Here is a 23616-nt window from a genome sequence, read left to right as displayed (position 1 = left end):
TACCAGGGAATCAGCAAGCGCCCAGTTGCATGTCCCCGTGAGGCACAGGGGTATCGTCCTTCCCGTACTCATGGGCGGCAGTCGGCACAGACTGCCGCTCGGTTCAAGGCCCGATGATGCCTCTTCGCAGTGCAATCGTTACTGCGTGCGTTCGCGCCCGTGCATCCAGCTTGGACAGGATGCTCTTCATATGAACTTTGACGGTGTCTTCAGAGATAGAGAGTTCTCTGGCGATGACTTTATTTGACTGGCCAGCAGCAACACACTTCAGAACCGCCATCTCGCGCAATGTCAGAGCATCATCGACGGCGTGGCTGGCGATCTCGGTGGCTATCTCTGCCGGGATGCAGCGTTTGCCTGCATGAAGCAGGCGGATACTGTCTACCAGTTCCTTGCGAACCGCGCTCTTGAGCATGTAGCCCTTGGCTCCGGCCTTGAGTGCACGCAGCGCCTGGGCATCGCCCTTGTAGGTCGTGAGCACCATGATCACGGCATGCTCGAACTCTTTGCGGATGGCTTGGATAGCCTCGATCCCGCCCATGCCAGGCATCTCCAGGTCCATGAGAGTTACATCGGGACGGTGGTGTCTGAATTGCTCCACGGCCTCCAGGCCGTCGCTCGCCTCAGCCACGAGCTCAATATCCGGTTCCTGTTCAAGCACGGCCGCCACACCTTCGCGAAGCAAAGGATGGTCGTCGGCAATGAGTATCCGAATAGCGGGATTGCCTGCGCTCATTTGTACCTCCCTCCCCCCATAAGCCGACGCAGTTTGCCGAGGAATGTTTTCCGTCCGGTTTCGTAAGCGATCGCAGAATGCACCTGAAACTCCACCTCGGTGCCCAGGCCATCCCGTCCCCAGATCGCCAATTCTGCTCCGACCTGCAGTGTACGCTCGCGCATGACGGTCAGACCGCGGTGCTTCGGGCATTCCGCCCCGCCTACGATCCGCGCATCAATGCCGATCCCGTCATCACGAACACGCAACCGGAACCGATCCAGGCCATGGTTGATCTCCACTTCGACGTGACTTGCCCTGGCGTGCCGGAACGCATTTCGTATCGCTTCCTTGCCAATGGCGTATACGCACGCGTGAACGCGTCCTTCCAGGCTGCGTTCTTTACCCTCCACCACGAGGCAGAAAGTTGGCGGGTCATCGGTAACGAAATCATTGGCGAACGTCGCAAGCGCTTTGGAAAGTTCGAGGCTCTGCTCGGTGGCCGCCTGCATGGCACGAACACGATCGCGCCCATCGAGCACCACCTGATCCGCTCGCTCCAGCACGGTGTCCATCATGACCCGAAGCGGATCGTGGGCGGGTATACGCCTGGCCACCGCCTCGAAGCGCAACACCAGTCCCTGGAGTTCCTGCAGCAGGACGTCGTGGCTTTCACGGGCACTCCGTTCGCTCTTTTCCTTAAGTGCTTCCCGGCGTTTCCGTGCCTGCCTCATCCGCCACTCCAGCCATGGCCTTGCGAGCACGAGTGAGAGAACTAGGCCAACGGTCAGCCATGGAAGCGGCGAGAAGAGCTTCTCGCGGGACACGAGTTGAACCCCAGAGCCTCCGATTCCCGGTGACCGATCAGCGGCCTTGAGGCGCGAAGAGCTTTTTCCGGCGAGCCTGTAGCCCAGATCGGCTCGCGCACATCCCGCGGTCGAGTGAACGCACCCAGGCTCGCCAGCAGACACGCTTGGGGAGCCAAGACTGGAAGCCGCACAGGACGCAAGAAGGGCACAGACCATCACGACATGCCAGGCATGCCTTCCAAGGCAAAGCTGCCACCAGATCGCCATCTCATCTCCTGCCCGGCACAGACAGGCTGAATACGCGTCTTTTCAAGACGGGACATCACCCGAAATGGCTATCGCCGCACCGGCACCGGCGTGGAATCATGAGCTAACCAGGTCGACTGATCCATATGGCCGTGCAACGCCTCTATTCCATGTTTCCAGTGGGTGCCCCAGGGTTGGGTCTGCTGCTGCTGCGGCTCTCCCTGATTGCTTCCATCATCTATATCCGCGATCCGATAGCCGCGCTGATGCCACCTGGTGCAGGAGCCGCCGTACTCTTTGCGATCGTGTCTTGCCTTGTGGCAGGCCTGCTGACGCCCGTGGCGGCGGGAGCAGGTGTGCTGTGCTGCGCCTTGGCCTTGTATCACGGCACCATCCCCAACCCGGGGTGCGTGGCACCACCTATCCTCACCGCCGCCGCCATCTGTTTGCTGGGCCCAGGTGCCTATTCGCTGGACACGGTGCTTTATGGCAGGCGCATACTTGTAGCGCCACGAAGGAAGAAGTAGACGTCGTTCGTCGGAGCTGTCCAATGGTGACAATTGGCGCAAACCTGGCGAAGCAGCGCATCCGGACGTAGCTGGCGTCCGGTCCAGGTGCACGGGGACATGCCGGTGAAATCGTGATGCCGCGATATTTGCTCTGGAGCCAACAACTGGGATCCCGGTGGCGGGCAACGCTTTCGCGCGCGCGGCCTCGTTCGCGGGACACGCTGAGTCTCTGGTTGGCTCGAAGTGCTTGCTTCATCGTTTTCGCGATCGTGAGTGTCGCCGCGAAGGCGACCCAGACAGACATCGTCTCAAGCGGCGGATCGGACTACATCCATACCGTGTGGACTCAAAGCGACGGCGTTCCTCCAGTCATCCTGCATATTGCCCAGACCCCGGATGGCTGGATCTGGGTGGCCGGACTGTCGGACTTGTATCGCTTCGATGGCCTCACGTTTGAACGGCGAGACATGCTCCCCGCAGGCAATCCCTCTTCGCGATCGGCAAGTACGTTGTTCGTCTCCATGAGTGGTGATCTGTGGGTGGGTTATCAATCCGGGCTCATCGCTGTACGGCCAGCCAACGACCCGGAGCATCCCCACCTTGTCACCGGCACGTCGGCCGGCTCGGCGATCGACTCTTTCGCCGAGGATGGCGACGGCAGGATGTGGGTGACCACGGCGCACGGAACCTATCGTCTCGACCAGCATGGCTGGCGCGAAGTGGAAGCAAGCTGGGGGCTCCATGGTGCCCTTATCTACCACGCCGTCACCGACCGTGACGGCACCTTGTGGGCGACGACGGGTCTTGGCATCTTCAGGCTCAAGCGGGGCCAGTCGCACTTCGATCTGGTTGATGCCACGACCCGTGGCAACGGCAAATTGGGGTTGACTGCCGATGGGCAGATCTGGCTGGACAACATGCAGAATACGGTCGTGCTCGACCTCCCCGGCACACCTCGGCCAGGCCGGATGCAAATTCCGACGCAACACGATTCGCATTCGAACGTGTTCGATGAGAACGGCGGCATCTGGACAACCCGCTGCCCGGACGTCGGTGTCTGCCGGACGGCACATTCCGATGCCGCCGCCCTGCATGCGGTAAGCAAGGGGGCGGGGCCTGTCCGGCCAGGCCTGGATCACATGTCGTCGGCACGGGCTGTGACGATACTGGAAGATCGGCAGGGTGCCGTCTGGGTGGGTACCGCAACCGGATTGGAACGCTTCCGTCGCAGCCCGTTTTCGAAGGTGGAGCTGCCACCGGGCTACTTCAACTTCGCCATGGCGGCTGGTGATGCGGGCGAGCTCTGGCTGGGAAATGCTGCAGGCACGCACGCGGATTATTTGTGGGGGCATACTGGCCGCCAGGGCAACTCGATCGAATACGAACCCCACGCCACTACCGCCATCTACCGTGACACCGATGGAAGCTTCCTGCTGGGAGGTGCCGGTGGCAGGGTTCGCCGATATGCCCAGGGACAATTCGCGGTGCTGTCGAAGCCAGCGGTCTGGTCCCATGACAATGACGCGCAAGCGATTGTCCGCGATGGCACGGGGCATCTCTGGGTCGCAGTACGCGGCTGGCCGATCTACCGGCTCGACAACGACCAATGGGTGGCCAAGGGCGGCATCGACGCATTGCCGAACGGTGGACTGCTGCGGGCCGTGGCGGACGACCACAAGCGGCTGTGGCTGGGCTATATCAATGCCTTGTATATCGTTGACGGCGATCACGCGCGCGCATTTTCCCGTGCTGACGGCCTGAACCTGGTCATGATCGCCGCCATCATCCCTGATGGCGTGCCGCTCGTCGCTGGCGAAAATGGTCTCGCAGCATTCGACGGCAACCGGTTCCATGCCATTGTGGCCGAGGATCCGGACGCACTAACCGATATCTCCGGCATGGTTCGTTTGCGTGATGGCTCGCTATGGCTCAATGGAGCGAAAGGTGCCGCACGCATTGCGGCAGCCGATCTCGAACATGCCATCACCGATCCCGCCTACAAGGTTCCCGTGCGCCTATATGGAACCGCCGAGGGTTATCCGGGAACAGCACAACAGAATCTGCCTTTGCCTACCCTGGTTGAAGGTACGGATGGACGACTGTGGTTTGCAGGAACAGAGGGCCTGTCGTGGCTGGACCCCAAGACGATCAGAAGCAACACCACCGAGCCGAATGTGGTGGTTCGTGCGATCGTCGTGTCCGGCCAGGAGTATGATCCCGCCGCGATGAAGCCCTTGGCTGCCGGCACACGGAATCTCCGGATTGACTACACAGCACTTCAGCTTGGCGACGCTGAAAAGGCGAATTTTCGATATCGACTTGATGGCGTCGATCCTGGCTGGCAAGAAGCAGGCAACCGCCGTGAGGCGTTCTACACCAACCTCGGACCGGGCACTTACCATTTTCATGTCAAGGCCTCCAACGAGGATGGCTTGTGGAGCCGCGAAGGGGCGCGCATCACGTTTTCGATCCGACCCACTTTTTTCCAGACTGGCTGGTTCCTGGCCCTGTGCATATTCGCCACGATTCTCCTGCTCTGGATTGCCTACTCCATTCATCTTCGACAGATCACGTCGCGGCTGCATCAGCGTCTCGAAGAACGTCATCGCGAGCGCACACGCATAGCGAGGGAATTGCACGACACGTTTTTGCAGGCGGTGCAGGGACTTGTTCTCAAGGTACACGCAGCAAGCAGAGGACTGCCTCAAGGCCAGGCCCGGGAGAGCCTGACTAAGGCACTCGATGTCGCGGACAAGGTGATAATCGAGGGGCGCGAACGCGTCCATCAACTTCGCGAAATCGCCCAGGATCGTTCCAACCTGCAGAGTGTTTTCACGGATATCACCCGTGAGCTGCAGGACGGGGAATTTCCGGCTCTGGACGTAAGCGCAGTTGGTGCGGCAAGGCCCGTCAACCCATTGGTCATCGATGAACTCTATTCCGCCGGACGCGAGGCCTTGCTGAATGCCGTCACCCATTCCCATGCGCAAAAGGTAAGCCTGGTGGTGTCATACGAACGCACCGAGCTTTCCATCCGAATTTGCGATGACGGCCAAGGCATCGACCAGGTTGTACTCGCGACCGGCGGCCGCTCGTACCACTGGGGCCTTCAAGGCATGCATGAGCGAATGGAGCGCATCGGCGGAAGCATTGAAGTAGTCAGCAACCATGGTCAGGTAGGGACCCGCGTCATCCTGCGCGTCCCGTCATCACGCGCATACGTCCGTCGCTCGTATTTTCCCTGGTTCCGCTCGGCATTCGCCTCCCGGTGACATCAGTTCGCGGCCTCGCCCCATCGCGCATCATCCGAAGCAGAAGTCCTGCGGCCCGAAAGCCCGACGTGCCGAGGTGGAACATCGGCTTGCAAACGGGTTCCGGCGCGGACGACCTCGACCTATTCCAACAAGTTCCACGACTGCCGGGCAGGAACTTCCACCACCAGATCATCCAGTCGTCTGGCCCGATAGACGATGTAGGAAAGCATCCATGCAAACACGAACACCCCGATTACGGCGAAGCCAAGATTATTGAAATTGGAGTTCAGTTCGGCAACCCATCGCCAGGGAGCACCATTCAACTCGAACTTGTTTCCGATCAGCCCGAGCGTCTCGATGCCGCCGATCAGAATGGCTATGCAGACCGAAATCAGGGTGATGGTCATGTTGTAGTAGAGCTTGCGAATCGGCTTGACGAAGGCCCACTTGTAAGCGCCGAGCATCACCACGCCATCTGTCGTATCGACCAGCGCCATGCCAGCGGCAAACAATGCGGGTAACACCAGGATGGCGCCGAAAGGCACGCCCGCCGAGATCTGGCGCGCCGACATGCTGAACATCGCTATTTCCGTCGCCGTATCAAAGCCGAGACCAAACAGGAGCCCCAACATGAACATGTGGCTGCTGCGGGCAACAAGCCGAAAGAGTGGCCGAAGCATCCGCGAGATCAGGCCGCGCCCGCTCAGCAAGAGGTCGATGTTTTCCTCGTCGTATGTGCCCCCGCTTCTGACCCGCCGATAGCTCTTGTAAATCGAGCAAAAAATGATGATGTTCATCGTTGCAATGGCGAACAGGAAGATGGCGGAAACACTGGTGCTGATCGTGCCGCCAATGGCGCGAAGACTTTCAAATCGCCCGAGCAGACTTGTCGCACCCATCACCAGGGTCGCTACCAGGACGACAATCGCCGAATGCCCCATGGCAAACCAGAAGCCTACTGCGACCGGGCGCTGCCCATCCTGCATGAGCTTGCGCGTCACGTTGTCGATGGCGGCGATATGATCGGCGTCGACCGCATGACGCAAGCCGAGCCCGTAGACAAGCAATGAAATGCCAAGAAGCGCTGGCATGTGCCTGAACGCCAGAATGGCCCAGCTCCATGCCCCGGCGTTGAGCACGAGCAGTAGCGTATAGAGCAAAACGATCCTGGCCTTGAGATCGCCGCGCGCGCTGATGAAAATCCCGCCGAATGTCGAAACCGACGTACTTTTCGGTGGTTTCCGTTCTGGCGCACTGCTGAGGCGCATCATGACGGAGGACACTCCGCTCCATCCGGCGATGCGACGCCTTCCACGACCTCTGCAAGAGCCCTTTCCAGAACAGCCAGCATGGCCTTCATGCCAACCAGCCCATGACGCTCGGCAATCCATGCCGGTGCGTTGTACGAAACATGCGCCATGCCTTCCGCATTGTCCCAAACCAGGATTTTCAACGGAAGATCGATGCCCACTTCCTGGTTCCTCAACATCAGCGGGGTACCGGCTTGCGCATTGCCAAAGATCAGCACGACGGTACCGCGCAATGAGAGCCCCGCGGCCCGGGCGGCGGCGGAGTGGTCGATCTTGGCGGCCAGCCGCATGCCGCCCTTCTCAATGGCGATCGTCAGCAACTCGATGGTCTTGTCGAAGCCGTGGAGACTTGAGCGACGGATCAGCCCCCTTTCACTCATGACTGCTCTCCTCCGTGTAATCAGCCGGCACGGTCGTTGCGACGCGCGGATAGCAGATAGCAATGATCGCGAACGCGATCAGCGCCCCGGCCACTTCCGCCGGCAGGTAGAGGATTGCGAGCCCGGAGGGTAGTGCTACCGGACCGAAGGCGAACGTGGCCGAAACCGTTACAGCGGGATTCGCATAGGAAGCCGAGGGGGTCGCCACGATGGCTGACATCAACCATGCGGCGACGGCAAACGGCCCACTCGAAGCGCGCCCGCTCCGACTGCACCCGAAGACCAGGATCATGAGGCCGCAACTGGCGACAATTTCACTCAGCCCGAGCGTCACCAGCGCATGGGGCGAAACGGTCGTGGCCGAATCGGATCCAAACAGCGCGTCTGCGAGCAACGCACCGAGGATGCCACCGACAAACTGGCCCGCGATGTACGCCAGCGTGCAACCCAGGTTCCGCTCGCCTCCGAGCCACTGAAGGAAAGTAATCAGGGGATTGAAGTGGCCTCCGGAAACATTGCCCAGCGCGGCGATCAAGCCAGCAAGCGCGCTTGCCGTGGCCATTGCGCTTACCGCGAGTGCGAGCTCCGGAGTCGAGGCAAGGCGGCGGGACAGAATGCCGGAGCCAACGATGACCAACACCAGGAACAGCGTCCCGACGAATTCGGCAGATGCACGCCGAAACAGCGCCAACCCGGGATCGTGCTCGAAGAAGCACGTGTGCATGTCGAATCGGTCGGCGGTTCTCATCTCCGCTGCACTACGCTTTCGCGGCCTGCGAAATGTCATCTGACCGGGCCGCAACCTCGTCCATCTTTCGTGCCACCTCGGTCGGAGTCAGCACTCTTCTCTGGAACAGGATATTCGCGAACGCGACGATCCAGCGTTCGTAGTAGGACAGGGCGTTGACCATCTCTGCGCCGAGTGCCTCGACGCCGCGCCGCTTTTCCTCGGTGTTGATGATCTTGTGAAAGTCGAGAACATCAGCGAGCGCATGACAGCGCTTCTCCCAGGGCAGCAGCTCGTGCTCCACCTGCTGGATCGGCGCGGATTTGACGCCGCCAATATCGTTTGGCAGTCGTTCCACCAGTGCTCTTGTCTCGGTCATGGTGCGTTCTCCGCCGCTGGGCTGTTGGCAGGTATGACGCCGATCATGGCGTCGCGGGTGACCAGGGCCGCCAGTTGCTCTTCCGTGAATCCCTCTGTTCCTTCGGGGCGACGCGGCAGGACGAGATACCTCACCATGGAGGTGGAATCGCTCACGCGGATCTCCACATCGTCGGGAATGATGGTGCCGAACTCGGCCAGAACCGCCCGCGGCTCCGAAACGGCTCGCGATCGGTAAGGCTTAAGCTTGTACCAGTCTGGTGGAAGGCCAAGCACGGGGCGGGGATAGCACGAGCACAACGTGCAGACGATGAGGTTGTGCACCTTCTCGGTGTTCTCCAGCACGATGAGCCCGGTATCATCGTAGAAGCTGATGCCAAGCTCCTCGCAACCGGCACGACCATTCTTCAGCAGACGCGCCTTGAAGTCAGGGTCGAGCCAGGCCCGTGCCACGATCTTTGCGCCCAAGGCCGGAGTACGCGAATCGAGTACTTCGATCTGTCGCCGTATCTCTCCGGCACCGATCAGCTGTTTCTCGACCAGCAGCTCGCGGACGGCCGTTTCCATGATCTCGTAGTAGCCGGGGCGTTCGGTGTGGCTGATCTCGGCATGGGGATGGCCATGCTCATTGGACTCATGCATTGTCAGATCCTCTCCAGCCATGTTTCATAGACTTCGACGCGCAGCCCATCGCGCGGCGAACCGGAATACTCGGGCCAGAGTTCGCTCATGGGGATGGCAATGCGGTAGTAGTGCAACTTGACGCCGGCATCCCGTCCGAAACCTTCTTCCTCGTTGTCGATGCCAATAGGTGTGATGATTTGAACGACTGTGCCAACCTTTCCGCGCAGGTAAGTTGGCACCCGATAGTGACCGATCGGTTTGCGCTGAAGAATCCGTACCGAGTCATCAAGCGCGAAGAGCGGCGACTCGCCAGCCGCGAATACCACGCCTGGAAGGCTTGCATGAGGTTCTTGTGCGTTGTGTTGCATGAGTGATGCACCTTTAAGGACCGACTTGCACCGTTCCAAGCGCGGCAAAAGCGTCGAGCGTTCCGCACGCGTGGGGTAGTGGTGGAGGGCTGCCGCAAATGATCGGCCGCCTCTTCATGCAGGATGCTCGCACCCGAACGGACTGTGATCTTTCTTGAAACGCGCAGGATTGACTTCAATGAACATCTTGTGCCGGATAACCAAACCAGCAAGCTGTGTATGCATCGGGCGTCACCGCACGCAGGATGTGCAACTGCGCGTGACGCGGCTACGAGCTCAGAAGCGCGGTGTAAAATCCGCTTGGGTCTCTCGATTTCCCAGCGCGCAACTTGCCCGACGCCAGCTCCCCGGGCTCCGGCCGACATGCTTCTTAAACACGCTCGTGAAATGGCTTTGATCGCCAAATCCACACCGGTCAGCGATTTCAATAAGTGGCAGCATGCCGTCCTTCAGCAAATCCTTGGCTCGCGCAACGCGTCTGTCCTGGAGCCAACGATGTGGGGGTACGCCAGTCGTCAGTTTGAAGGCACGCCTGAAGTGAGCGACGGACAGGCCGCATGCAGTCGCCATGTCGGCGACCGAAGCAGGCTTTTGAAGCGAGGACTCGATGAGCTGTTTGGCGCGCCGCTCTTGCCACAACGTCAGCCCGCTCCGATCGCTCTGTCTTGACGCACTCACGCTCAGCTGCCGTTGCTCCGCAACTTCGCAAAGCGCGATGGCCACGTGTTGTATGAAAATCTCATCTGTCATTCGTGCAGCCGCCAAGCTTCTGGAGAGAATCCAGCTGAGGGCTGCGAAGGCATCGATGTCCTGAACAGGCTTCGCGAACGCCGCGCCGCCGCGTGCGGCCGACCAGGCAACGCTGTCGCCGTCGACTTCCTGTGACTTCACGTAAACGAACGAGGTTGATCGCGAGCTTCTGTAACCGACTACCACGCTCTTGCCACAGGGCGTTATACGGACGTGGTGACCATCCCGGGATGATTGCCAGAACCTGTGGAACCGCTGCGCGTCACCGGCTGGAATCTCCCGCAGACTATCGGAAGTGAATCGCCCAGCCGTTGATTCATGTGCTGGTCGTGACGCACGATGAAGCTGCGACATTTCGACGACACTCACGTTCTCTCTCCCGGACTTTTCATCCAAAACTTGACGCTGGCTTCCCCATGGGTAGTCGCCGCGACAGTTCACGGCGGCGCTTCCGCCTGCAGCCTGGATTCTATTTCGGCGCGTCCAAAGTGAAATCACGGGATGGGTGTAGTGGCGACTAACCCTAAATGGGAGCGACCGAGCGGCGTTACCCGAAAGCGGTAGTCGCCGCTCTCCCGCTTTTAGGGATGTGCTTCCATGCTTCAGCCAATAGCATCGAGATCGATCGGAATGGGGAGACCAAGCTGACACATGATGCGGCGTACGCGCCACTGATCGTTTGATCATCCTGGATCAGGGACCAAGCGTCCCAAGTCATTGCTTCACGCCCCTCGGAGTTGGTTCATCACGGCACCCGCGCGTCCTATGGCCAAGCAGTCTCCATTCATTGCCTGATCTGCCGCATCAAGGAGTACCTCATGAAAGCGAGCATTTGTCTGTCGGATTCGTTTGGCGGGGCAGGCACCATGCATGGATCGGGAAGCATCGAAGACGGGCAGTCTTGCAGCGAGATGCCGACCGTGTTGGAAATTTTCCACTCACCGCGCCCGGCCAACCTTGCCGGTACCGCAAATGCCGATCCTCACGACGACCTGTTGCGCGTACTCAGCGAAATTATTCGCAGTGCAATGACAGGCAACGGAGCCTATACCGAGTGCTTTGTGCGCCATATCGAACTTGCACTTCAGGAGTACATCCATTCATCACGGACTCAAGAGCGCCCTGCGCACACCATCCATTCCGGCCGCCTGGCGTCGTGGCAGCTGCGGAAGGCCAAGGCTTTGCTTGGGTTAAAGCTCGAAGCTCCGGCTCCTGTGGCAGAGGTCGCGGAGGCATGCCGTATTTCCCCACCTCATTTTTCCAGAGCGTTCAAACAATCCACTGGACTGCCTCCGCACCATTGGGTGATGGAACGCCGGATAGAACACGCCAAATGGTTGCTGATCAACACCCGCGCACTGCTTGTGCAGATTGCGCAGTCCTGTGGTTTTGGCGTGCAAAGTCACTTCACCCGAGTGTTCACGCGGACGGTCGGTATCAGTCCAAGCGCATGGCGTCGAGCCTTTGCGAGCTCTTCGACTGAACCAGGCCAGATCAAGGATCAAACGCGCCGCGCCTGACGAGCAGCGCAGCTTTCCAACACTGTACAAGGACTTTCCAGGGATCAAGCGAATGGTTGGTCGCCTCATTTTCCAATTCGGCGGCAGCGCCTTCGCCCATTGACCAATCACCGGTGAACATCGCCAGAGAACAGCTCGCTTGGGCAAGCGCATCGCACCGTGATATGGCATGTCCGCCAGCGCAAGCTTCCTCGACGCTGCTGCGAGCTTCATTGCAGTAATGCTGTCGGCCAAGCGGTGTCGCCGACTTGTTGCACATCTCACTTGTCGAGCCTTCCGCGGCGAACAAGCTCGCCATGATGGACTGGCTCGGAATGTGTCGAGTTCAATCATCCTGAGCTCAATTCTGATTCGGTGTCCTGAGACAGTGGCACCCGACCAAATCTTATTGCCGCAACCGGCGCCAGCCGATGACGCAGCCACTGGCGGATATGGTCAACCCCGTCAGCATCATCAGCCACATCACCAGATCCCATGCCGGGCGATGCCGAAACAGCAAGGGAAAGTCCAGCGTGTGCAGTGCAGAGAACCACCAGCGATAATTTCGGTCCGCCTGCTCCAGGCGGAGCAGAACCTTGCCGGTTTGGGGATCGAGATACAACCAGGTATGCGCAGCGTCGGCAAACTGGGCACGCAGCACCGGAAGGTGACGTGGCACATGGTGCGAGTACCAGTAATCATCCTCGTGATCCAGTCGCGCGAGTGCAATCAATGCCGAACCAGGCAACAGACGACGTGCGTCAGCAATGATATCTCTCACCTGCAGATGAACCGTTTGCCCGGTGTGAGCGTCAACCAGCTGGCGATTGCCCAAGCCGCTTTCCAGCACCAGCATGGCCTTGTCGCCCCGCCAGACGAAGCCGACTTCTGTCACACCTGTCGCACCTGTCGCTGCCGCCGGAATGATCCTCGTTATGGAAGGCTCCTGATGTTTTCCATGGCGCGCCATCGGAACGGTCGTCCCGCCGTTGCCCGTCAGCCAGCCCATCGGATTCACCGAAAGCCAACCGCTGATCATCCACGTGCACAGGAAGATGCCCCCCAGCAGCCCGGCGATATGGTGCCAGCGCTTCCAGTCCGTGTAGGGCGTGCGGTTCTTTCCGCGATAGGGTTTGCGAAAGCGCAAGCGCAGCACGCCGATCCAGAAACCCACAACGGCACCGATAATACCAGTACCCGAAACCCACAGAACCACCTGCCGCCACCACGAGGCATCGCGTCGCAAGGCAGTGAAATAGATCCAATGCGGTACCGACCCCACCCAGTTCCAAAGACGCTGCCTGCGCGTGGTCTGCAGAACCACCTCGCCGTTGCGCGCCGAGACGTAGATCTGGGTGCCTTCTGCGTCATTGAGCAGGATCCGGTAGAAGGGTCTCGTCTCGTTGTAGCCGTCGGCCACCGTCCACTGGTCACGCACAATCGTTCCGGCCAGCGTTGGCACATTTGCATGCGACCAGCATCCGGCAATTTTCAATGCACTGGCAATATCAACGGTGGTGATCCGACCTCCATCACCGGCATCGATGGTCACCGTGTCTCCTGCAACCTGCAACCGGTAGACGGGTACATTACCCAGCATTTCCAAGTGAAAGTCGGAGGGATAACTACGTGCGCCAGCAATCGCCAACGCGCGATCCGGGCCAATGTGGATCCGGCTCCAGACAATAGGCGACAGGTGGCTCAACCGTACTCGTGGCGACAAGGACGGATACGGCACGTACATCATCACCAGCCCGGAAACGAACCAGAGCACAAAAAGCAGACAGGTACCGATGCCGATCCAGCGATGGGCAAGATAGAGGACGCGGATGCCCGGCCACTTCACGCGTTTTGTCCCATCGTCGCCATGCTGCTTAGAACGCGTAGCTGTAGGTCACGTTGAGCGTGCGCGGCAAGCCGAGATTCCAGTATGTGTAGTAACCGCCGGCGTCCGCCTGACCTCGCTTCAGGCTGGTGGCGTAGCGGCGGTCGAACAGGTTGTAGACGTGAAAATCAACGCGGCTGCGGCGGTCATGATCCAGGAACACGCGCGCAGAAAAGTCGGCTACGGTGTAGTTGCCATACCGTTTGCGTCCGGAATAGAAGCTGTCGGAGGTGTAAAGATCGCCCGCGTGGTTGACACTGAGGGTCGCACCGACAGGCAACGCCGTCGGATGCCAGTCCAGCTGCAACTTGCCCTGCTGCACCGGGATGTCCGCTATCTGCCGCGAGCTACCCGAGGCTCGGGAGTGGTTGATGGTGTAGTCAAGGCTTGCAGAAATCGCCGCGCCGAACGATGCGCTCAAATCAGCTTCCCCACCTCTGACAGTAACAATGCCGGGAATATTGCCGAATACATCTTGGCCTGTCGTCTCGTCGTAGGCCGCATAGTCGATGAGATCATTGATGCGACGATGGAACCCGGTCAGTTCCCAGTGCATGCCACCTGTGCCGGGAAGCTTTCCGCCAATCGAAAGGTTGACGCTGGAACTGCGCTCAGGCTTGAGGTCGAGGTTGCCGCGCTCGTCCTGCGGATCGTCGGCATACAGTTCTTCAGCCGTGGGCAGACGAAATGCAGTGCCGACCGTTCCACGTATATACAACGACTGGTTGATGTCCAACGCGCTACCGACATTCCAGACCAGTGCACTGCGGCCATCGCCCGGGTGGTTGTAGCGTACGCCGGCAGACAGCTTGAATCGGGTGGACATGTCGTCCGTGGTACGCGCCTGCGCGAACACGGCACCGGCATGCTCGTTGTGCTGGCCTATGACCAACACTTCGTCGCGACCGCCATAGCTTTGCTGATCGAAACCGACGTTGTATTCCACGCCACTCTGGACTCTCAACCGGGCGAAAATATTGACGCCGCGATCCTTGTAGCCCCAGAACGCGTTGTCGTACAGGACATCTATCGTTCCGGGGTCAGAAAGACTGTTGTAGTAGGTGTCGTAGCGGGTATCCCAACGGTGCGCGTAGGCCTTGGCGTAGAGCGACAACCATTCATTGACGTCGTAGTCGAGTTTGGCAGTCAGGATGTTTTCCTTGCGATCATTCTGGTCTCTGGCCACCAAGTATGGTTGGGCATAGTCGAGATCCGCATCGGTATGCTGATAGGTCAGGTCAAGGCGCAACAAGTCGCTGAACCGGTACCCGTACTTGATGCCTAACGTCTGCACATCGTAGCCGCGGTCGCGATCCGTGTTGCTGGGCTGATAGTCCTGTTCCCGGAATGCGTGGTAGCCATCAGATTTGTCGCTGGAGCCGAACAACACGAATTGCTGCTTGCCGACGGACCCGCTTAACCAGGAATCAAAATGTCGACCGCCATGGCTGTCGGAACCCAGGGTCACGGCACCTTGCGTGATTTCCGAATAGCTCCTGGTGACAATATTGATCGCGCCGGCGACGGCCTGAGTTCCATAGATAAGAGACTGGCCTCCATTGAGTATCTCGATGCGTTCGACCATGCTCGCTGGAAGCGTGTCCAACGGTGTGGTTCCTGCATACAGGCGGTTGTTGAGGCGCACCCCGTCCAGCAACCAGAGCACGTCTTCCGTGCGCGAGCCCTGCAGCGAAACAGTGACATAATCAAACGGGCCATTCTTCGATGCGACATACAAGCCAGGTGCCAGCGCCTGAAGCACGCTGGCGACATCCTGATAGCCACCATCCTGGATCTGTTCGCTGGTGATCACATCGACCTTGACGCCGTATTGAGCCAATTCTTGGGGCTGAATTTCTTCGAGGTGTCCGACAACATTCACCACATCCAGCGTTGTAGCGGTTGTGCTTCCAACTACGCCCTCGTTTTCCCCAGCCCACGCCGACTTGGCGCACAACCCAATCGCCACGAGAATGGCGAGACACAGCGCCGGCACAATTATGGAGCTCGGCCCGCATGGCGAGAGACAGCCGGTCGTCTTGAAGCGCGTCGCGATCATTGGTCTGCTCCCGATTCCTTGGTGCGCAGACGTTAATCAGTGTTGCCGAATCGACTCTTTCAGTTTTCTGCGGTACTTTTGCGATTCAAGCATCGCTTCAAGAATCCGAGTGGAACATCACCGACGCTTTCTATTCGCAGGGATCGGCAGGGGCTCGATAGCCGTCAAGGAACTTGATTGGGAAAGCGCCGAAAAATGTGCCGACTCGATTCAATTCATCCGAGGGGAAGCATTTTCGACGCTCGCACGCATGCTGCACCAGCGGGTGCCCATCTGGACATCTCGCCTCAGTTCATCGGTGATCTCCAACCCGACTCGTCAAGGAGGGAACTCCGCCTGTCCAAAGTCGTCGTGACATCGACATCCCCCGGCGCGAGCGGCGGTATCCCCAATCAGGCGAATATCGTTTTTGAGATCCGTAGCTAGTGTCCTTGCACCGTCGTACGCCTTGCACGCAGCGGTGATGTTCTCGACCGTCACCAAATCTTCCGCTGCTTCCATTGCCGCGCTAGACAGTGGGAATAGTCCCGCCATCAATCACGTATTCCGTACCAGTGATCGCCGCGGCACGCGGCGACGCCAGGAATGCGATGAGGTTTGCCACCTCCACTGGCTTTGACGGCCGCCCCAGCGGAATGCCGCCAAGTGAATCCATGATGATCCGTTTGCCGCCTTCGTAATCAGTATTGGCTTGCAGAGCAAGCCGCTCGGCGAGTGCGACAGACGCTTCCGTTTCAATCCACCCGGGCGCTACCCGCACAACACGAATGCCTTTGGGGGTGACTTCCTTCGACAGGCTCTTGCTGTATGTCGAGAGCGCCGCCTTGGCCGCAGCATAGGCCGTGGTCGATTCCGGCAGAGGAAGCTCGCGCTGGATCGAGGTGACATGGATGATGACGCCTTCCTGCCGAGCCAGCATCCCTGGCAACAAGGCGCGATCAAGGCGCACGGCCGGGAACAGGTTGAGGTTCAATTCCCGTCGCCATTCCTCTTCGCCCAATGCGGCGAATCCCCCAGCAGGTGCCGACGAACCGCCCAGAACATGGACAATGACGTCCACACCGCCGAGATGGTTCATGACGCCCGCAACCACTGCATCGCAGCCTTCACTGGTGGTCAGGTCGGCAGCGACGAAGATGTCGGCTGACGCTTTGGCCGGTCGCTCGCGCGCCGTCGCGAGCACCTTGGCACCAAGCTCGCAGAACAGGTCGACGACAGCCTTTCCGACTCCCTTGGTGCCAGCAGTCACCAGCACGCGCTTTCCTTCCAGTTCCATGTTCATGGACATCAGCCGATCTCCAGCGACTGAATTTTGTCACCGACCAGATTGAACACATGATCGAGTTGAACCGGACTGCCTGGAAAATTTCCGACAACCGCTGCACTGACCGTCACGCAATCGCCTTGCCGCGATACGCTTGAAGGGTCAACGCTGTATTGATACTTGCGTTGCGCCTCCCTTTGCCACAACTGGATGGCTTCGTGACCTTGATGCATTTCGCCTTCGTCAAGCACGGTGGCGTCCTGCATGAAGCAGTCGGCGAGACTCGCCGTTTCCAGACCATTGCTGACCTGGAAAAAGACCGCAATCACATGGGGTAGTGATATAGCCAAGAGCGCGACTCCTACGTAAAGAATTGCTGTGCGGAAATATCCACCTTCGAACTTGAAGATAGATACGCCACTTCACTTTGATCGCCGCTCAATCGCACCACCGCCGCATGCGTTGACGGTGCGGGCAGGAAATCATGCACTGCAACCACGAGCGCCCTAGATCCAGCGGCGCACAGACTCGCTGGCACCTTCAGCAACAATCCGTCTTGCTGCGTCCACGCCGATGATCCATGCACCGGCAAGCATCATGCTGTCTTTCAGAACCAGCCTTCCTGCGCCCGATAAATACGGAAATCCGTGCTGAGCATCGCCCAGGGCGGCTACCCAGGCTTCCGGCGTAGTGAAAAGAAAGGACAACGTCACCAGCGTTGTCACGAACGCCAGAATGGCACCCACCAGTCCAAGGCGTTTTGACAGCGGAAACGAGAGCACCAGAAGACCGATGAGTATTTCCACCACGCCAAGTCCATGCGAGACGCGGTAGGTATGGTTACTGTTCTGCCATTCACGCTTTGCCGGAACAAGTTCGCCTTCGTGGGTGAGGTGCACCTTGTACGCTTCCGGGTGGGCATACAAGAACGACATTACGGGGCTGTTCGCGACGAACGGAGTGATGCTGTCCGCCTCGTACGGCGCAAACTTGAGGCCGCCGATCCAGAAGAAGACCAAGGCGATCGCGAACCTCATGAGCGCAAGACCCACTCTCTCGGTGCGCGAAAATGTGCCGAGCAGTGTTTGCAGTTTGCTGTTCATGGGTGATTTCCTCGAAAGAAGGGGGTGTTGCGTCCGCTAAGGCGCGTTGCGATGGCTGTGCCTGGTTCGGTGTTCATCGCCTTTCTCGGTGCGAGATGCGGAACTCATGCACTTCATGACCACGCTGATGTGAGTCCATCCAGCGGCGCTGCTCGCTCACCAAACCCATATGCCCGGCAACCCCGGTACCGCCCCGCGGGCGCGTCATGCCAGTGGGCATCGGGGTTCTCGCAACATGGCGGGCGAAATCGGCGTGGCAAATGCTAGCAACAGGAATTGCGCTCGCGATCACCTGAAATGGCTAGGGAAACCTACTCGTTGGTGTAATGGAAATGACAGCGAACCTGCCATAGCCTCACAGGGGAAAGCGGAGGTGCCTGCGAGCAGGATCGCCACGGATTCTGTGGGAGGTCGTCAGTCGACGTTCCCGCCGAAGCACCTCCGGCGCACATCAACCCATCCCGCCGTCTTTGTGACTGTTCACTTTTGGCCGGGTCATTCGAGGTTCGACCATGCACGTCGCATATCACACTCAAACCGTCGGCAGCGTCGAAGTGTTCTACCGCGAAGCCGGCCGCGTCGATGCACCAGTGATCCTGCTGTTGCATGGCTTTCCCACCGCCAGCCACATGTTCCGCGAACTGATCCCGCTGCTGGCCCGGAACTATCGCGTGATCGCGCCGGACCTGCCCGGATTCGGCCACACGCAGGCACCCGCACGCGGTGCGTTCGATTACACCTTCGACAACCTTGCCCGCGTCATCGACGACTTCACCGAGGCGCTGAAGCTGGATCGCTATGCGCTATACGTGTTCGATTACGGTGCGCCGACCGGCTTCCGTCTGGCGATGGCGCATCCCGAGCGCGTCACCGCCATCGTCAGCCAGAACGGCAACGCCTATCTCGAAGGACTCAGCGATGCCTGGGGTCCATGGCAAACCTACTGGCGCGAGCCGACGCCGGAACATCGCGAAGCCTGCCGCGACTCGCTGTCGCCCGCGACGATCCGCGATTGGCAATATCTGCTCGGCAGCGATCCGCAACGCGTCTCGCCGGACGGCTACACGCTGGACATCGCCTACATGACCCGCCCGGGCGCGGACGAGATCCAGCTTGATCTGATCCTGGACTATCGCAGCAACGTGGCGATGTACCCTGAGTTCCAAGCCTATTTTCGCGAGCACCAACCGCCGTTCTTGGCTGCTTGGGGAAAGCATGACCCAGCTTTCATCCCCGCCGGCGCACAGGCCTACCGACGCGATCTTCCGAATGCCGAAATCCGCCTGCTCGACACTGGTCATTTCGCGCTGGAAACCCACGCCGAAGAGATCGGAGAACTCATGCACACCTTCCTCGACCCGATTCTCTTGGCGTAGTCGAATCTACTCGCCGCATCCATTGCCGTATCTGACCACCCCGGAATGACCATGACCCTTTCCATGCAAGCCGCCGTTCTGGAGACCCCCAATGCCTCGTTCCGCGTGGCCAGCTTGCCGCGCCCGGTACCTGGCGAAGGGCAGGTGCTGGTGCGAGTGATCGCCAGTGGGGTCAACCCGCTTGACCTGAAGATTCGCGGTGGCGCTGCGGCACACGCACGGCATCCGTTGCCCGGGATCCTCGGCATCGACCTGGCCGGTGTGGTCGAAACCGTTGGCCCTGGCGTCAGTGCCTTCCACCCCGGCGATGAGGTCTACGGGATGACAGGCGGTGTCGGTGGTGCGCAGGGATCGTTGGCCGAGTACGCAGCGGTCGATGCCGCGCTGCTGGCGCGCAAGCCGTCCAACTTCAGCATGCGGGAAGCGGCCACCCTACCGCTGGTGTTCATCACCGCATGGGAAGGCTTGGTTGACCGCGCCAACGTCCGCACGGGCCAGACCGTACTTGTGCAAGGCGGTGCTGGCGGCGTCGGGCATATGGCCATCCAGATCGCACGTGCACTTGGCGCGACCGTCTACGCCACCGAGGGCGGCGGTCGCGCCGCGCTCGTCGAAGAGCTGGGGGCCATTCCCATCGACAGCAGCCAAGTCAGCGTCGAAGAGTACGTCGCCACACACACTGCCGGCCGCGGCTTCGACATCGTCTACGACACTGCCGGCGGCGCAAGCCTGGATGCCTCGTTCAAGGCCGTCGCACGTTTTGGTCATGTGCTCAGCTCGCTGGGCTGGGGCACGCATGCATTGGCGCCGCTGTCGTTCCGCGCGGCAAGTTACTCTGGCGTGTTCACCCTGCTGCCCTTGCTGACTGGTGAAGGCAAGGTTCGCCACGGCGAAATCATGCACGAAGCCACTCACCTGGCCGAATCGGGCCTGCTGATCCCACGCGTAGACGCACGCCGGTTCGATTTGAACTCAGTCGATGCCGCCCACGCACTTATCGAGAGCCGCCAGGCGCAAGGCAAGGTCGTGATCGACGTTGCCAGCTAACGCCCTTGTATCGACGGATTGCCAGAAACCTCACCCGTCTCTATTCCGACGAGGAGAACACCATGACCAGCCATGCTTTGTCCTGCAGCTTTGCCGCCGCATTGATGCTGTGCGGCGTCGCATCCGCTACCGGTGCCGATGACTCAGGATTGGTCACGCCGCAGATACTGATCGTCGATCACAGCCTGCCCGCCGCGCAGTTGCGAGCACAGGTACTCGCCGCCCGTCGCTACGACAGCTTCTGGAACAACGGCGACGAAGCGCTGGCGCGTGCCGCGTTGGCGCAGGATTTCATGGACCGCACTCTGCCCGCGGGCCGTGCCCAAGGTGTCGCCGGACCGCTGGCAGCCTCGAAGTTCGTGCGCACGGCGGTACCCGACCTGCGTTGCGATGTGGAACAAATGATCGTCGCTGGCGATCGAGTGGTCGCCCATCTGCACTTTCGCGGGCACTTCAGCGGACGCTTCAACCAAACCCAGGGACAGGGCCAAACCATCGACTTCATCGCCACCGACATCTACCGCATTAGCGACGGTCGCATTGCCGAGAACTGGCACCTGGAAGACAACCTGACCTTCATGCAACAGCTTGGGCTGGCATCGCACTAGACAAGGCGACGGCGATCGGAACGCCGAACAGGCCGTCTCCACCGCGCAAGGGCCACCTCGATCTCCACGCTGATGAATTCGCTGTACCGCGAGCCACAAGCTGTTCATTGAAAGGAGACCCACAATGCTGCCTGTCTATCTGTCTCCCGGCGTACGCACTCCGTTCGTCAAGGCGGGCGGACCGTTCGCCCGCCACAGTGCACTTGAGCTTTCCATGCCAGTAGCCAGAGCCATGGCGGACTTGGCCGCACCGGACTTTCTGATCTGGGGTCAGGTCATTCCCGACGTGACGGTGTCGAACATAGCGCGGGAGCTGGTCTTCGAGGCAGGGCTGAACCCGGAGACACCGGCGCTTTCCACGGTGCTGGCCTGTTCGACCAGCTTCATGGCCGCGATTGAGGCCGCGGGCATGATCGGCAGCGGCGGCACGCATCTGGCGCTGGTCGGTGGCACGGAAACGATGAGCCATGTGCCGCTGGCACTCAACATGGCTGCCGCCGATCGCATCGTGGCCGGGTTCGCCAAAGATCCGCGCGGGGTCGCGGGAATGATCGCGGCCACAACCGCAGCGGACTTTCAATTGCCTCGCCAGGCATGGGCCAACAAACAAAGCGGCCGTTCGCAAGGCCAGCACACCGAAGACACCGCCCGCCATTTCAATATCTCGCGGCAGGCACAGGACGAGCGCGCCTTGCTCAGTCATCGCGCGGCCATTGCGGGACAGGACACGGGCTTCTTCGATGACCTGCTGGTAGCGTTCGCCGGGGTCGAACAGGACGCGATTCCGCGTCGTGATACCTCGCCCGAGCGACTGGCAAACTTGCCGCCGGCGTTCGATCCCGCAGGCACGTTGACAGCGGGCAATTCGTCGCCGCTGACGGATGGCGCGGCAGGTTTGTGGGTGGCCGATGAAGCCGGGATGGCGCGTTTGGGCCGCGAGCCAGCAGTCAGGTTGCTGGACTGGCAGATCGCGGCGATGGACTTCCGCCAAAGTGACGAGGGCATCCTGATGGCACCGGCGCGGGCGATTCCGCGGTTACTCGCCCGGCACCGATTGCGGTTTGCGGAGATCACGTCGTGGAATATCCACGAGGCATTCGCGGCGCAGGTGCTCGCCAACATCGCTGCCGCGTCGGATCCGATCTATCGGCGCGAAAAGGCCGGCGTCGACTTCGAATTGGGCGCGTTTGACTGGGCACGCGTCAACCCGCATGGTGGATCGCTGGCCATCGGACATCCGTTCGCTGCAACCGGGGCGCGCATCCTGAGCCAGGCTGCGAAGGAAATGGCGATACTGCCATCGGGAAGCTACGGCATCGTCTCGCTTTGTGCGGACGGCGGCCAGGGCACCGTGGCGTTGCTCCAACGGATCTAGCGTCAACCGGACAGAGTTTATGAGCGCCATCATTCCGCTGCTTCGGATTCGCCAGCCCGATGGCAATTTCCCGCTTGTTTGAGTTAGCGTCAACACCTAGGGAAGCTACGCTTCGGCCCCCTTTGTTACTCCACTCGTCTTGCTTGGCCAGCATAGGTCTGAGTCGTCTATGCGACTGATCTCGTGCCCTTGGTCGGGGCCGATTCGCTTTCGAGATGCCTGGGCCTAATTCCTTGATGCTCGTGCAATACCAGGCGAGTGGCTCCCCACCCACAGGCTGTATTCTTCGGTGGCTTGATCGCCGAGGCTTCGTCCCCCGCTTGATGCAACGCGCGCATGCCCGATGTGGCAGGGCGATGCATGACCAGCAATTTGTGCCCGTTGAACCCGCGCCTCATATCCATTGTCACTTTATGTGATCTTGCGCCACTCAATTTTTGACAAATCAGCCAGTCTTGCGACAGCTTATGCTCTCCATCAGTGACAGGTTTTGAAGATTTGTCCACACCTTTTCTGGTGGCCTTTTTCGTTGCATGGACGTTGGTATGGAACTCGAAACGAAAGCGTGGCCACAAGGGCCGCTCGAACTGCCTTGGGCCGGTCATTGACCACCATATGGCCGTGATGAAGACGGTGGAAATCGCCACGTGCCAGTGTTTTTCAGTTCAAGTCTGGGGACATGCCACAGCTTTGAGCTGCGACCTGGAGAGGGGATGGCAAGTGCCTATGAGGTCACATTCGTCCCTGTGGTCAGCGGATATTCTCGGGACGCTCCAGCATGGAGCCTTTGTCTTTGGAAAGGAAATCAGAATGCGTACTTCTGCTTATCTCGCCAGCCTCGCTGCTTTCGGCCTCGCTGCGGTTTTCCATGCGCAACCAGCCCGTGCAGCCATCGACTGTGCCCACTGTCAAGAGGTATATAGCCAATGCTTGTCGCAGGGTCATGACGAAGCGTATTGCGAGGCGCACGTTGCTCCGGCCTGCCTCAGGCAATGCGCGCTCGTTTCGGCAGGTGGTCAGAAAGATCCTTTCGCCCTCGATACCACGACGAAGGCATTTGCAATGAGCAAGGGCAAATCAGCTGCAAACCTTCTCGTCGCAGTTCAGTAAGTCATGTCAGCTGGAGTCCTTGGCAACAGGGGCTCCAGCTATCGTTCGACTGGTCGACTGACCTCACCCCCGAGAAACGGAGCCCTTGCCGCGTCGCTCGATCCGCGCAAGGAGGAGAGCGTGATCAAGAAGGTACGGGCACGCTACATGTTGCAAGCCGCAACTGCAGACGATGATGCGCGGACATGGCATTCGCACCCTGTGCAACAAGTGATCTCCA

Annotated in this window: 23 protein-coding genes; 7 read left to right on the top strand and 16 right to left on the bottom strand. The window is 59.9% G+C overall.

The window, feature by feature from the left end; genetic code table 11:
- Positions 1-103: 103 nt before the first annotated feature.
- Positions 104-736, bottom strand: coding sequence for a response regulator (locus tag UU7_RS00495; protein WP_007804324.1), 633 nt, complete (start codon positions 734-736; stop codon positions 104-106).
- Positions 733-1542, bottom strand: coding sequence for a sensor histidine kinase (locus UU7_RS18160; RefSeq protein WP_162098629.1), 810 nt, complete (start codon positions 1540-1542; stop codon positions 733-735). The genes UU7_RS00495 and UU7_RS18160 overlap by 4 nt, the downstream gene beginning before the upstream one ends.
- A gap of 374 nt (positions 1543-1916) precedes the next feature.
- Here UU7_RS18160 and UU7_RS00485 point away from each other — a divergent pair, with 374 nt between their 5' ends.
- Positions 1917-2297, top strand: coding sequence for a hypothetical protein (locus UU7_RS00485; RefSeq protein WP_050981392.1), 381 nt, complete (start codon positions 1917-1919; stop codon positions 2295-2297).
- 251 nt (positions 2298-2548) lie between these two features.
- Complete coding sequence (locus UU7_RS00480; RefSeq protein WP_162098628.1) at positions 2549-5551, top strand: sensor histidine kinase; 3003 nt, start codon at positions 2549-2551, stop codon at positions 5549-5551.
- A gap of 122 nt (positions 5552-5673) precedes the next feature.
- On the opposite strand, the gene UU7_RS00475 is transcribed toward UU7_RS00480, so the two are convergent.
- The 7 genes from UU7_RS00475 to UU7_RS18610 all read right to left on the bottom strand — a co-directional run bounded on the left by UU7_RS00475 (position 5674) and on the right by UU7_RS18610 (position 10211).
- Positions 5674-6804, bottom strand: coding sequence for a HoxN/HupN/NixA family nickel/cobalt transporter (locus tag UU7_RS00475; protein WP_007804318.1), 1131 nt, complete (start codon positions 6802-6804; stop codon positions 5674-5676).
- On the bottom strand, positions 6801-7223 hold the full coding sequence (locus UU7_RS00470; protein WP_007804316.1) for a DUF302 domain-containing protein: 423 nt from the start codon (positions 7221-7223) through the stop codon (positions 6801-6803). Before UU7_RS00470 ends, UU7_RS00475 begins: the two co-directional genes overlap by 4 nt.
- On the bottom strand, positions 7216-7971 hold the full coding sequence (locus UU7_RS00465; protein WP_007804314.1) for an aquaporin: 756 nt from the start codon (positions 7969-7971) through the stop codon (positions 7216-7218). Before UU7_RS00465 ends, UU7_RS00470 begins: the two co-directional genes overlap by 8 nt.
- A gap of 10 nt (positions 7972-7981) precedes the next feature.
- Positions 7982-8329, bottom strand: coding sequence for an SH3-like domain-containing protein (locus tag UU7_RS00460; protein WP_007804312.1), 348 nt, complete (start codon positions 8327-8329; stop codon positions 7982-7984).
- The gene (locus tag UU7_RS00455; RefSeq protein ID WP_007804310.1) at positions 8326-8970 is read right to left on the bottom strand and encodes a nitrile hydratase subunit alpha; all 645 of its coding nucleotides are present in this window, start codon (positions 8968-8970) and stop codon (positions 8326-8328) included. The genes UU7_RS00460 and UU7_RS00455 overlap by 4 nt, the downstream gene beginning before the upstream one ends.
- Before the next feature lie 2 nt (positions 8971-8972).
- Positions 8973-9320 (bottom strand): SH3-like domain-containing protein, encoded by a 348-nt coding sequence (locus tag UU7_RS00450; RefSeq protein WP_050981391.1) that lies wholly within the window; start codon positions 9318-9320, stop codon positions 8973-8975.
- 276 nt (positions 9321-9596) lie between these two features.
- Positions 9597-10211: a helix-turn-helix domain-containing protein gene (locus UU7_RS18610; protein ID WP_007804306.1), complete on the bottom strand. Its 615-nt coding sequence runs from the start codon at positions 10209-10211 to the stop codon at positions 9597-9599.
- A 677-nt stretch (positions 10212-10888) separates the two neighbouring features.
- Between UU7_RS18610 and UU7_RS17510 the strand changes: the two genes are divergently transcribed.
- Complete coding sequence (locus UU7_RS17510) at positions 10889-11590, top strand: helix-turn-helix domain-containing protein (RefSeq protein ID WP_157581770.1); 702 nt, start codon at positions 10889-10891, stop codon at positions 11588-11590.
- Here the strand turns inward: UU7_RS17510 and UU7_RS18155 are convergent.
- From UU7_RS18155 to rclC, 6 genes are all read right to left on the bottom strand, one after another.
- Positions 11565-11888, bottom strand: coding sequence for a hypothetical protein (locus tag UU7_RS18155; RefSeq protein ID WP_157581768.1), 324 nt, complete (start codon positions 11886-11888; stop codon positions 11565-11567). The genes UU7_RS17510 and UU7_RS18155 overlap by 26 nt on opposite strands.
- Positions 11889-11975: 87 nt before the next feature.
- The gene (locus UU7_RS00440; protein WP_007804302.1) at positions 11976-13415 is read right to left on the bottom strand and encodes a peptidase; all 1440 of its coding nucleotides are present in this window, start codon (positions 13413-13415) and stop codon (positions 11976-11978) included.
- A gap of 28 nt (positions 13416-13443) precedes the next feature.
- Positions 13444-15513: a TonB-dependent receptor plug domain-containing protein gene (locus UU7_RS00435; protein WP_007804300.1), complete on the bottom strand. Its 2070-nt coding sequence runs from the start codon at positions 15511-15513 to the stop codon at positions 13444-13446.
- A 508-nt stretch (positions 15514-16021) separates the two neighbouring features.
- On the bottom strand, positions 16022-16801 hold the full coding sequence (locus tag UU7_RS00430) for an SDR family oxidoreductase (RefSeq protein ID WP_007804298.1): 780 nt from the start codon (positions 16799-16801) through the stop codon (positions 16022-16024).
- Positions 16801-17127 (bottom strand): nuclear transport factor 2 family protein, encoded by a 327-nt coding sequence (locus UU7_RS00425; RefSeq protein ID WP_007804295.1) that lies wholly within the window; start codon positions 17125-17127, stop codon positions 16801-16803. Before UU7_RS00425 ends, UU7_RS00430 begins: the two co-directional genes overlap by 1 nt.
- A gap of 156 nt (positions 17128-17283) precedes the next feature.
- Complete coding sequence (gene rclC / locus UU7_RS00420; RefSeq protein WP_007804294.1) at positions 17284-17880, bottom strand: reactive chlorine resistance membrane protein RclC; 597 nt, start codon at positions 17878-17880, stop codon at positions 17284-17286.
- Between the two features lie 512 nt (positions 17881-18392).
- Here rclC and UU7_RS00415 point away from each other — a divergent pair.
- The 4 genes from UU7_RS00415 (at position 18393) to UU7_RS00400 (ending at position 22286) form a co-directional block, all read left to right on the top strand.
- Positions 18393-19256, top strand: a complete 864-nt coding sequence (locus UU7_RS00415; protein WP_007804292.1) for an alpha/beta fold hydrolase — start codon at positions 18393-18395, stop codon at positions 19254-19256.
- A gap of 51 nt (positions 19257-19307) precedes the next feature.
- The gene (locus tag UU7_RS00410; RefSeq protein WP_238530866.1) at positions 19308-20303 is read left to right on the top strand and encodes a zinc-dependent alcohol dehydrogenase family protein; all 996 of its coding nucleotides are present in this window, start codon (positions 19308-19310) and stop codon (positions 20301-20303) included.
- Positions 20304-20365: 62 nt separating this feature from the next.
- Positions 20366-20911 carry an ester cyclase gene (locus UU7_RS00405; protein WP_007804288.1) on the top strand — a complete coding sequence of 182 codons (546 nt, stop codon included), beginning with the start codon at positions 20366-20368 and terminating at the stop codon, positions 20909-20911.
- Positions 20912-21035: 124 nt separating this feature from the next.
- On the top strand, positions 21036-22286 hold the full coding sequence (locus tag UU7_RS00400) for a thiolase family protein (RefSeq protein WP_040672614.1): 1251 nt from the start codon (positions 21036-21038) through the stop codon (positions 22284-22286).
- Positions 22287-23036: 750 nt separating this feature from the next.
- Here UU7_RS00400 and UU7_RS18150 read toward each other — a convergent pair.
- The gene (locus UU7_RS18150) at positions 23037-23255 is read right to left on the bottom strand and encodes a hypothetical protein (protein ID WP_157581766.1); all 219 of its coding nucleotides are present in this window, start codon (positions 23253-23255) and stop codon (positions 23037-23039) included.
- Positions 23256-23616: the final 361 nt, after the last annotated feature.

Origin of the sequence: Rhodanobacter spathiphylli B39 (genome assembly GCF_000264295.1) — a bacterium.
GTDB lineage: Bacteria > Pseudomonadota > Gammaproteobacteria > Xanthomonadales > Rhodanobacteraceae > Rhodanobacter > Rhodanobacter spathiphylli.
This window is presented reverse-complemented; position numbering and strand designations above follow the sequence as displayed.